Below are 9947 nucleotides of genomic sequence, written 5' to 3'. Positions count from 1 at the left end.
GTTCACAACGTCCCGTTGGAAAAGGTGGCTATCCTGCCGGATAACCTCACTTTCGAACAGGGTGCTGCCTCGTTCCTCAAAGGGTTGACCGTACATTATCTGCTGCGCCAAACCTATGAGGTCAAGCCAGGCGAGGTATTCCTGTTCCATGCCGCCGCCGGGGGGGTTGGGCTGATCGCCTGCCAGTGGGCCAAAGCGTTGGGTGCCAAACTGATCGGCAGCGTGAGTTCTGACGAGAAAGCCGAGCAGGCATTGCGTGCCGGAGCGTGGGCCACCATCAATTATCGCCAGGAAAACATCGCCCAGCGCGTAGCTGAACTGACCAACGGCGAAAAGGTTAACGTGGTCTATGACTCCGTAGGGCAAAGTACCTGGCAGGACTCCTTGAACAGCCTGAAGCGCCGCGGGCTGATGGTGAGCTTTGGTAATGCCTCCGGCCCGGTTACTGGCGTCGATCTGTCGTTACTCAATCAGAAAGGTTCGCTGTATGTCACCCGCCCTTCACTCAACGGTTACATCACCAACCGTCAGGAATTGCAGTTTGCCAGTAACGAGCTGTTTTCGCTGATCGGTAGTGGTGCGATCAAAGTTGACGTGAAGGAAGCACAGAAGTTTGCGTTGGCAGATGCCCAGCGGGCACACCAGATCCTGGAAAGCCGCCAGACCAGCGGTTCCAGCCTGCTGATCCCTGGTCTGTAGCGCCAATAAAGAAAGGGCTCCGTAAGGAGCCCTTGCTAGTTTACTGCGCTTTGTAGGGGTAGAGCAGAGTCCGCCAGAGATGGGGGTTGCTTTAAGCAACACTCTCGTCAGCTCTCGCGGTGATGAAAATGATTAGCATCACTGCTGCGGGAGTCATCCTAGCAGCCCCGATAAGTAAAAAATATGTTTAATGTGCCGCATTCGCATTTAAAACATCAAGCTGTGATCCTCGCCACACTAGCAAGCAATCTGTAGGGTGAATTTCAGCGTGACTGACTGATATTTCGGCAAAAAATATTAATAGCGGCGTACCTGTGGTTTCTGCATTGAGCGGTATATCCACACGCCAACCACCGCCAGGATCAGCCACGGCAGCAGTTTAAACACCATGGCAAACAGCCCACCCAGCAGCATAAAAGCCGCGGCCACAAATAATGCGGCCATCACGCCCAGCAGTGAAATACCGGTTACCAGCAGCATAGCGACAAAGCCGATCAGAAAGAACAGTTCTAACATGGGTTGCTCCTTGGCAAAACAATAGGTCTGTCTTGTTCTTTACAAGAAACGTGCCAACTTGAATTTAATGATAACTTATTGAAATTATGTAAAAATAGCGCCACACCTCGTGACGCTATTAGTCAAAAAAACCAACTTTTAGTCAAGTTTTTTGCCGATTATGCCATTTCGGTGCGCGGTGAACGCACCAAAGCCAAAGCCTGCTCAACGGTGCGCACATCGGCTCCTGGCTTATGGGCATTTTCACTCAGATGACGGCGCCACTGCCGCGCGCCAGGGATCCCCTGGAACAAACCAAGAATATGGCGGGTGATGTGGCCCAGATAGGTGCCGTTCGCTAGCTCGCGCTCGATGTACGGATACAGCGACTCGATAATCGCCACGCTGTCCATTACCTCGCTCTGGTGGCCGAAAATCTCGCTGTCCACCCGTGCCAGAATGCCTGGATTTTGGTACGCTTCGCGCCCCATCATCACGCCGTCCAGATGTTGCAGATGCTGTTGGGCTTCTTCCAGCGTTTTCACGCCGCCGTTGATCGCAATGGTCAGCGCCGGGAAGTCACGTTTTAACTGATAAACGCGCGGATAGTCCAACGGAGGGACTTCGCGGTTTTCTTTCGGACTCAGGCCGGAAAGCCAGGCTTTACGGGCATGAATGGTGAACATATCGCATTCTCCGCGCCCAGCGACGGTAGCGATAAAATCACACAGGAATGCATAGCTGTCCTGGTCATCGATGCCAATACGGGTTTTTACCGTCACCGGGATCGACACCACGTCGCGCATCGCCTTGATACAGTCGGCCACCAAGGTCGCCTGCCCCATCAGACAAGCACCAAACATGCCGTTCTGTACCCGATCCGACGGACAACCGACGTTAAGGTTGATCTCGTCATAACCACGCTGTTCCGCCAGTTTGGCACAGTACGCCAGTGCAGCCGGATCGCTGCCCCCGAGCTGCAATGCCACAGGGTGTTCTTCCTCACTGTATGCCAGGTAGTCACCTTTACCGTGGATGATCGCACCGGTGGTCACCATTTCGGTGTACAGCAGCGTTTCCTTGCTCAGCAGACGGTGGAAATAACGACAATGGCGATCGGTCCAGTCCAACATAGGGGCAATGGAGAAACGATTGGCGGCGTATTTACTGGCTTCGCTTGGCTGGTGCACTGATTTGGCAGGGATGGCTTTTTCGTGGTCCTGGTTCATGTTCGCTCGTTCTGTGTATTTTTTCGTTCTCTGTCCCCTGCTGTCTATACGCAGGCCAGATCGTTGGGGGAGGGAGAGGCATGCCTTACTATAACATAGAGAAACGGCCAAAACCTGACGGGCCTATTGTTGCCAACGAAAGATAAACGTGATGCTAAACACTCGATTTTAGTCGTATTCACCACCTAAAAAGTCATAAATTTGAATAAAATCCTGATTTTTTTCAGCTGCTTGTTTTATAGCCTGCTTTTAAAGATAATCCGATCGCCATCACTGAGATGGAATATTAATAGCAGGATGCTTTATGAAAAAATTTGTAATTATTTTCAGTATGTTAGCCATGTCATCTTCTGCTTTTGCAGGTGAGTTGACCGATACTTGTAAAAAATTCGTTGGCGAATTTAATGATTTAATCGTTGAAGCCTCTAAAAATGAAGCTGCAAAAGCTCAGGTGGAGGTGTTAAAAGCTCAGATGGAACAAGCCAAAGAGCAGATGGCCGCCGCACCAGCGGAACAGCAAGATCCCGCCTGTCAGCAAGGAATTGAGATGATGGGTCAGATGAAAGCCTCCATAGGTCTCAAATAAGTTTGCGTCAGTGCTACTTACGGGCCTCATCCAGGCCCGTATTCAAATAACGCTTGGCCATTCATTCATACAGAAAATTATGTAGCTCCCTCAACCTTCCAGCCTAGCCCCCTTCACCTCTGTTTAATTTTCTCAGAATGAGAGAAATCAAAGCTTATTACCTACTGAAATACTTTAATTATCAATAAAATAGACAAACCGGACAACAAAAATCAAGAACGCGTCATTCATAACAGTGTTTAATACCGATTCACTTTAAGCCTCAGACCACTGAATAGCGCTACTCCCATTGTCGGATCACGCAGCAAGGCTGCCCCAAGGCTAATACGTGAGCCGGGATATCCTCGGCGATTGCGTTGAAACATGATAAAATCGGCTTCTTTGCGTAGCCGGATAATTGCCATGAACTCAACCAACCAGGAAAAGCTGCTCGCGCAGGCTGAACAACTCTGTCAGCAACGCAACGTGCGACTAACCCCGCAACGGCTGGAAGTGTTACGCCTGATGGCTGAGCAACCCGGCGCCATCAGCGCCTACGATTTGCTGGATTTACTGCGCGTGGCGGAGCCGCAGGCCAAGCCTCCTACGGTTTATCGCGCACTGGATTTTTTGCTGGAGCAGGGGTTTATCCACCGCGTTGAATCGGCAAACAGCTATGTGCTGTGCCATCACTTCGAACAACCGATGCATACCTCCGCCCTGTTTATCTGCGATCGCTGCGCGCAGGTCACGGAGCGCACTACCGAAGGGGTGGAAGAAACCTTGCAGAAACTGGCTCAAGAATCAGGGTTTGTGCTGCGCCACAGCGTAGTGGAAGCCCACGGTCTGTGTTCAGCTTGCGTGGTGGTAGAAAATTGTGAAAACCAACACGATTGCGATCATGACCACAGCATTGTGATAAAGAAAAAATAAGCAGATTGGATTGCAGGAGGGAGCGGGTACATCCTTGTTCCCGTGGCCGTGTCAGGGGGGAAATCTGCCAGGCCGGATGGTGTCGTAGCGCCGCAATACTCAGCGGCTCATCGTGCTACCAACGATACTTGCTGTGCTCTTCCCAGGCTTTGACTTCTTTTTCGGCTGCCTCTTTCTGGTAGCCATAGCGTTCCTGGATTTTACCGACCAGTTGTTCGCGTTTCCCTTCGATAACGGTGATATCATCATCGGTCAGCTTGCCCCATTTTTCCTTCACTTTACCTTTAAACTGCTTCCAGTTACCGTCGGCTTGATCTTTGTTCATAATCTCTCCGTTACTCTTGGTTGTCAGTTTTAGATAACTCTGGCTGGACTTAACTGAGTTAAATTTTAGTCTATCTAATGCATCCGTTGCCAATTAAGCGCGGGCTTAATTCGCCAGCCACGTGATTAACTATAGTCACCCATCGCGAAAAGCGCCTGCAAAGCAGCATGAAATCTTGATGAGAAAAATCTTAATAGCAAAAAACGCTATTAAAACAGTAAGCAAGCGAACCAAAACGACGGTGTGACATGTAACAAAATATAAATTAACGCCCCGTATCATCAACTAAACTGGCCTATCTACCGAGCATTACCTATCGCTAATGGGGGATGAAAACCAGGTGCCTTGCACACTATGACGGTGCCATACCCAGCCCAAAGCAGCCCCGCGCAGTGCCAGGAATACCGCCAGAGCCAACCATAAACCATGGTTACCCAATACCGGCAGGGTGAACAACGTCAGCCCGTAGCCCGCTGCGGCTACCGCCATGCTATTACGCATCTCTGCGCCACGGGTGGCGCCAATAAACATACCATCCAACAGGTAGCACCAAACCCCCACCAGAGGCAGTACCACCTGCCAGGGCAGATAATGATTTGCCAACGCACGCAGCTCCGGCAGGGAAGTTAGGCCCGCCACAATCTGCTGCCCGGCAAACAGATAAATAACCGCAAAACCACAGGCAACCAGGCACGCCTGCCGACAGGCGGCACGCCATACTTTACGCAATTGCCGCCCATCCCGCGCACCATAGGCGTGGCCGGAATGGGCTTCCACCGCATAGGCAAAACCATCCAGAGCGTAGGCGGTAAAGGTCAGCAAATTCATCAACACCGCATTCACCGCCACCACTTCTCCGCCCATGCGGGCACCCAGAATGGTCAACGAGGCAAAACACAGTTGCAGTAATAACGAGCGCAGCATGATGTCGCGGTTAAGTGCCAGCAGGCGGCGCAGATCCCCACGCCAGGCGGTGCGCAGCATCGCCAGCGAAATACCCCGTAAGCGCAGTACCCGCCATGCTAACCATAGCCCCAGCAACAGCGTGGCGTATTCGGCAATCACCGTAGCGGTCGCGGCCCCCTGCACGTTCCAACCCAACCCCATCACCAACCAGATATCCAGCACGATGTTCAGCAGGTTACCGACAATCAGCAGGATCACCGGTGCCCGCACGTACTGCACTCCCAGTAACCAGCCGAGCAACACCATATTGGCCAATGCCGCCGGCGCGCTTAGCCAGCGGATCTCCAGAAACAGCCTGGCCTGTACCAAAACTTCCCGATCGCCACCTACGATGTTCAGCGCCAAGGTGATCAGCGGGGCTCGCAACAGCACAATCGCCAACCCTGCCACCAGCGCCAACAATAACGGCTGCATAAAGGCACGGGCCAACCGGTAGGGATCTTGCGCGCCCAGCGCCTGTGCCGTCAGCCCGGTGGTACTCATACGCAGGAACAGCAGCAACATAAACAGGAAACTGGTGGCCATTGACCCCACCGCGACCCCGCCAAGGTAGCTAGGGCTATCGAGATGGCCGATAACGGCGGTATCCACCAGGCCAAGCAGCGGGACGGTAATATTGGAGAAAATCATCGGCAATGCCAGACGCCACAGAGCTTTGTCGGTGTCACTGGTGAAGGCTGAAAGCAGGCGCATGGCGATATGTTCCCGTACAAACATGGATTTAAAGCTGAAGATAAAGTGGCAATGTAGCTGAATTTGTAGGGATCGAACATGTTTGACCGTAGGGGCGCCGCATGCTGCGCCCGCTTAGTGTCATGCATCGCCCCAGAGTTGGGGCGAAGTTTGCCGTTTTAAAGGGCGGTAATACGAGGTAAAGCGATTAGATCCAGTCGCCGTTGCGGATCACACCCACCGCCAAGCCTTCGATGGTGAAGTTCTGCTGGCGCAGATCGACCACAATCGGTTGGAATTCGCTGTTTTCCGGCAGCAGTTCGACGACGTTACCGTGTTTCTTCAGGCGCTTGACCGTGACCTCGTCTTCAATACGGGCGACAACAACCTGACCGTTGCGCACGTCTTGAGTCTTATGCACCGCCAGCAGATCGCCATCCAGAATGCCAATGTCACGCATCGACATGCCGCTAACGCGCAGCAGAAAATCGGCATTAGGTTTGAACAGAGAAGGATCAACCTTGTAGTGCCCTTCAATGTGCTGCTGAGCCAACAGAGGTTCACCGGCAGCCACACGGCCCACCAGAGGTAACCCCTCTTCATCTTCCATCAGCAGGCGGATACCGCGTGAAGCACCGGAGATGATCTCGATAACGCCTTTGCGAGCCAGCGCCTTCAAGTGCTCTTCTGCAGCATTTGGTGAGCGGAACCCCAGGCGCATTGCGATCTCGGCACGCGTCGGTGGCATGCCCGTTTGCGAAATATGATCGCGAATCAGGTCGTAGACCTCTTGCTGTCTGGTAGTTAGTGCTTTCATTCCGCCCCCTGTTTGTTTATACAGTCTTGCTGTGAGTATATACAGCTAAGTCTGGATTGGGAACCGAAGAATAAATAAAAATCAGCAGGTAGCGAGTGGGATCGCAACGATGCCTGCCGGTTTTCACGCCAAATGCTGCCAAAGTACCGAAGCCCAAACGAACAGCGCCAGAATGATTGCCAGCGATACCGCCGCCGACCCCATATCCTTGGCCCGCCCGGAAAGCTCGTGATATTCCGTACCCACGCGATCGACGATGGCCTCAATCGCGCTGTTGAGGATTTCGACAATCATCACCAGCAGCACCGAGCCGATCAACAAGATGCGCGCTATCGCCCCCACGTCCAGCCAAACCGCCACGATGATAGCCACCACCGTCGCCACCAGTTCCTGGCGGAATGCGGCTTCGTTCTGCCAGGCGGCGGTTAAACCTTTATAGGAATAGCCTGCCGCTTTAATGATGCGCGTCAGGCCAGTTGCTTGATTTGCCATAGTTAAGAACGCCTTTCTCCAAGATGGATCATGTACCCGTCGTGTTGCAGCTGCAACGTTCCAGACAGATTTGCCAGCCCAATCACATTTTTATCGCAGCGCAGTATACAGCAAGGTTGGAATACCTTAATCACCTAGCTATGTCGTACCAATGCCGCGAGCGCAAGGATGCGTTAGAGCGGCCAATTTGATATCCATCGGGTATAATTCAACTATGTACTTCCATGGCCGTGAACGGCCGTGGTTTCCCAACGCCACAGATCTGCTACCCGGTTTCTGGTATGCTTGCGGCGAATTGCTAACAAGAGGCTTCACGTTGTCATGTCAGGTTGGCGTAAAATCTATTATAAGATATTGAACTTACCACTAAAAATGTTGGTAAGAAGTAAGGTTATCCCTTCAGATCCGGTCACGGAGTTAGGGTTGGATCCCTCACGACCGATTTTGTATGTTTTACCTTATAATTCCAAGGCGGATTTACTCACCTTGCGCACCCAGTGTCTGGCGCAAGATCTGCCCGATCCTCTTAACTCGTTGGAAATCGATGGCACCGTGCTACCAAGCTACGTGTTTATCCACGATGGCCCACGCCTGTTCCGTTACTACACACCAAAAGAAGAGTCGGTAAAACTGTTCCACGATTATCTGGATCTGCACCGCAGCAACCCGGATCTCGATATTCAGATGTTGCCGGTATCGGTGATGTTTGGCCGTTCCCCTGGGCGCGAAGGCCACGGCACGCCGCACCTGCGCCTGCTGAACGGCGTACAGAAGTTCTTCGCCGTACTGTGGTTGGGGCGCGACAGCTTTGTCCGTTTCTCCAATACCGTGTCACTCCGCCGGATGGCGACCGAGCACGGCACCGATAAGACCATCGCGCAAAAACTGGCTCGTGTCGCACGCATGCACTTCGCACGCCAGCGCCTGGCCGCCGTTGGGCCAAGCCTGCCTGCCCGTCAGGATCTGTTCAAAAAGCTGCTGGCCTCCAAGGCGATTGAAAAAGCGATCGAAGACGAAGCGCGCAGCAAAAAGATCTCCCACGAAAAGGCCCAGCAGAACGCAATTGCGCTGATGGAAGAGATTGCCGCCGATTTCTCCTATGAAACAGTGCGCCTGTCCGACCGCGTGTTGAGCTGGACCTGGAACCGGCTGTATCAGGGTATCAACGTCACCAACGCCGAGCGTGTGCGTCAGTTGGCGCAGGATGGCCACGAGATCGTCTATGTGCCGTGTCACCGCAGCCATATGGACTACCTGCTGCTGTCCTATGTGCTCTACCATCAAGGGCTGGTGCCACCCCACATCGCGGCGGGTATCAACCTGAACTTCTGGCCCGCCGGGCCGATTTTCCGTCGCCTGGGCGCGTTCTTTATCCGCCGCACCTTCAAGGGCAACAAACTCTATTCAACCGTGTTTCGTGAATACCTCGGTGAGCTGTTCACCCGTGGTTACTCGGTCGAGTACTTTGTTGAAGGCGGGCGTTCCCGTACCGGCCGCCTGCTGGAACCGAAAACCGGCACTCTGTCGATGACCATTCAAGCCATGCTGCGCGGCGGTACCCGTCCGATCACGCTGGTGCCGATTTATATCGGTTACGAGCACGTGATGGAAGTAGGTACTTACGCCAAAGAACTGCGTGGCGCAACCAAAGAGAAAGAAAGCCTGCTGCAAATGATGCGCGGCTTGCGTAAGCTACGCAACCTCGGCCAGGGTTACGTGAACTTTGGCGAACCGTTGCCGTTGACGACGTACCTGAATCAGAACGTCCCTCATTGGCGTGAGTCTATCGACCCGATCGAAGCACAGCGCCCAAGCTGGCTGACGCCTGCGGTCAACGATCTGGCGGCTCAGATCATGGTGCGCATCAACAACGCTGCCGCTGCCAACGCCATGAACCTGTGTTCTACCGCGCTGCTGGCCTCACGCCAACGTTCGCTGACCCGTGAGCAGTTGCTTGAGCAGTTGGAATGCTACTTACAGTTGATGCGTAATGTGCCTTATGCAGCCGACTCCACCGTGCCAACGCAAACGCCTGACCAGTTGCTGGATCACGCTTTAAACATGAACAAGTTTGAAGTGGAGAAGGACAACATCGGCGACATCATCATTCTGCCGCGCGAGCAGGCGGTGCTGATGACGTACTATCGCAACAACATCCATCATATGCTGGTGCTGCCTTCGCTGATCGCCTCTATCGTGATGCATCACCGCCGCGTGTCACGCGTTGAGTTGTTGCGCCAGGTCAGCCTGATCTATCCAATGCTGAAGGCCGAGCTGTTCCTGCGTTACGGCAAAGAACAGCTGTCAGAAGTGCTGCAACCGCTGATCGAGGAATTGATTCGTCAGCAACTGATTTGTAGCAAAGGTGATGAGCTGGTGCTGAACCCGGCGCGCATCCGTCCGTTACAACTGTTGGCAGCCGGGGTGCGTGAAACCCTGCAACGCTATGCCATCACCATGTCGATCCTCAGTGCCAACCCAAGTATCAACCGGGGTGCCCTGGAGAAAGAGAGCCGCATTATGGCCCAGCGTCTGTCTGTGCTGCACGGCATCAACGCGCCAGAGTTCTTCGACAAGGCGGTGTTCTCCACCCTGGTGGCAACGCTGCGTGAAGAAGGCTTTATCAATGATATTGGCGATGCGATCCGCGAGCACACCATGGAGGTTTACACCATGTTGAGCGATCTGATCACCCCGGAAATCAAGCTGACCATCGAAAGCGTCAGCATGCCGGAAGAAACCAATACCCCAGCG

General features: G+C 53.3%; 10 protein-coding genes. 4 read left to right on the top strand and 6 right to left on the bottom strand.

What is annotated here, in order from left to right:
* Positions 1 to 699 (top strand): NADPH:quinone reductase (locus tag ACLQ7H_RS26005; RefSeq protein ID WP_411755168.1); only part of this gene is annotated, 699 nt, incomplete at its 5' end.
* 297 nt (positions 700 to 996) lie between these two features.
* Here ACLQ7H_RS26005 and pspG read toward each other — a convergent pair.
* Both pspG and dusA read right to left on the bottom strand, forming a co-directional pair.
* Complete coding sequence (gene pspG / locus ACLQ7H_RS26000) at positions 997 to 1215, bottom strand: envelope stress response protein PspG (protein WP_411755167.1); 219 nt, start codon at positions 1213 to 1215, stop codon at positions 997 to 999.
* A 158-nt stretch (positions 1216 to 1373) separates the two neighbouring features.
* A complete protein-coding gene (dusA, locus tag ACLQ7H_RS25995; RefSeq protein WP_411755166.1) occupies positions 1374 to 2423 on the bottom strand; it encodes a tRNA dihydrouridine(20/20a) synthase DusA in 1050 nt (349 codons plus the stop codon).
* A 304-nt stretch (positions 2424 to 2727) separates the two neighbouring features.
* Between dusA and ACLQ7H_RS25990 the strand changes: the two genes are divergently transcribed.
* Positions 2728 to 3009, top strand: a complete 282-nt coding sequence (locus tag ACLQ7H_RS25990) for a DUF5339 domain-containing protein (protein WP_411755165.1) — start codon at positions 2728 to 2730, stop codon at positions 3007 to 3009.
* A gap of 402 nt (positions 3010 to 3411) precedes the next feature.
* Positions 3412 to 3921 carry a zinc uptake transcriptional repressor Zur gene (zur, locus tag ACLQ7H_RS25985; protein WP_411755164.1) on the top strand — a complete coding sequence of 170 codons (510 nt, stop codon included), beginning with the start codon at positions 3412 to 3414 and terminating at the stop codon, positions 3919 to 3921.
* Between the two features lie 115 nt (positions 3922 to 4036).
* On the opposite strand, the gene ACLQ7H_RS25980 is transcribed toward zur, so the two are convergent.
* The 4 genes from ACLQ7H_RS25980 to ACLQ7H_RS25965 all read right to left on the bottom strand — a co-directional run bounded on the left by ACLQ7H_RS25980 (position 4037) and on the right by ACLQ7H_RS25965 (position 7193).
* Positions 4037 to 4246, bottom strand: a complete 210-nt coding sequence (locus ACLQ7H_RS25980) for a CsbD family protein (protein WP_024483982.1) — start codon at positions 4244 to 4246, stop codon at positions 4037 to 4039.
* A gap of 309 nt (positions 4247 to 4555) precedes the next feature.
* Entirely contained in the window at positions 4556 to 5905 is a 1350-nt protein-coding gene (gene dinF, locus ACLQ7H_RS25975; RefSeq protein WP_411755163.1) for an MATE family efflux transporter DinF, read from the bottom strand.
* A 187-nt stretch (positions 5906 to 6092) separates the two neighbouring features.
* Positions 6093 to 6701 (bottom strand): transcriptional repressor LexA, encoded by a 609-nt coding sequence (gene lexA, locus ACLQ7H_RS25970; RefSeq protein WP_021180815.1) that lies wholly within the window; start codon positions 6699 to 6701, stop codon positions 6093 to 6095.
* A gap of 123 nt (positions 6702 to 6824) precedes the next feature.
* Positions 6825 to 7193 carry a diacylglycerol kinase gene (locus tag ACLQ7H_RS25965; RefSeq protein WP_411755162.1) on the bottom strand — a complete coding sequence of 123 codons (369 nt, stop codon included), beginning with the start codon at positions 7191 to 7193 and terminating at the stop codon, positions 6825 to 6827.
* Positions 7194 to 7514: 321 nt separating this feature from the next.
* On the opposite strand from ACLQ7H_RS25965, the gene plsB reads away from it, so the two are divergent.
* On the top strand, positions 7515 to 9947 hold a 2433-nt coding region (gene plsB / locus ACLQ7H_RS25960; RefSeq protein ID WP_411755161.1), incomplete at its 3' end, for a glycerol-3-phosphate 1-O-acyltransferase PlsB.

Origin of the sequence: Serratia sp. (in: enterobacteria), from assembly GCF_046715635.1 — a bacterium.
Classification (GTDB): Bacteria; Pseudomonadota; Gammaproteobacteria; order Enterobacterales; family Enterobacteriaceae; genus Chania.
This window is presented reverse-complemented; position numbering and strand designations above follow the sequence as displayed.

Bases quoted from the DNA above. Each gene is read 5' to 3' on its own strand.
- ACLQ7H_RS25965 (WP_411755162.1), bottom strand. From the start codon at position 7,193: ATGGCAAATCAAGCAACTGGCCTGACGCGCATCATTAAAGCGGCAGGC.
- zur (WP_411755164.1), top strand. From the start codon at position 3,412: ATGAACTCAACCAACCAGGAAAAGCTGCTCGCGCAGGCTGAACAACTC.
- pspG (WP_411755167.1), bottom strand. From the start codon at position 1,215: ATGTTAGAACTGTTCTTTCTGATCGGCTTTGTCGCTATGCTGCTGGTA.
- lexA (WP_021180815.1), bottom strand. From the start codon at position 6,701: ATGAAAGCACTAACTACCAGACAGCAAGAGGTCTACGACCTGATTCGC.
- dinF (WP_411755163.1), bottom strand. From the start codon at position 5,905: ATGCGCCTGCTTTCAGCCTTCACCAGTGACACCGACAAAGCTCTGTGG.
- ACLQ7H_RS25990 (WP_411755165.1), top strand. From the start codon at position 2,728: ATGAAAAAATTTGTAATTATTTTCAGTATGTTAGCCATGTCATCTTCT.
- dusA (WP_411755166.1), bottom strand. From the start codon at position 2,423: ATGAACCAGGACCACGAAAAAGCCATCCCTGCCAAATCAGTGCACCAG.
- ACLQ7H_RS25980 (WP_024483982.1), bottom strand. From the start codon at position 4,246: ATGAACAAAGATCAAGCCGACGGTAACTGGAAGCAGTTTAAAGGTAAA.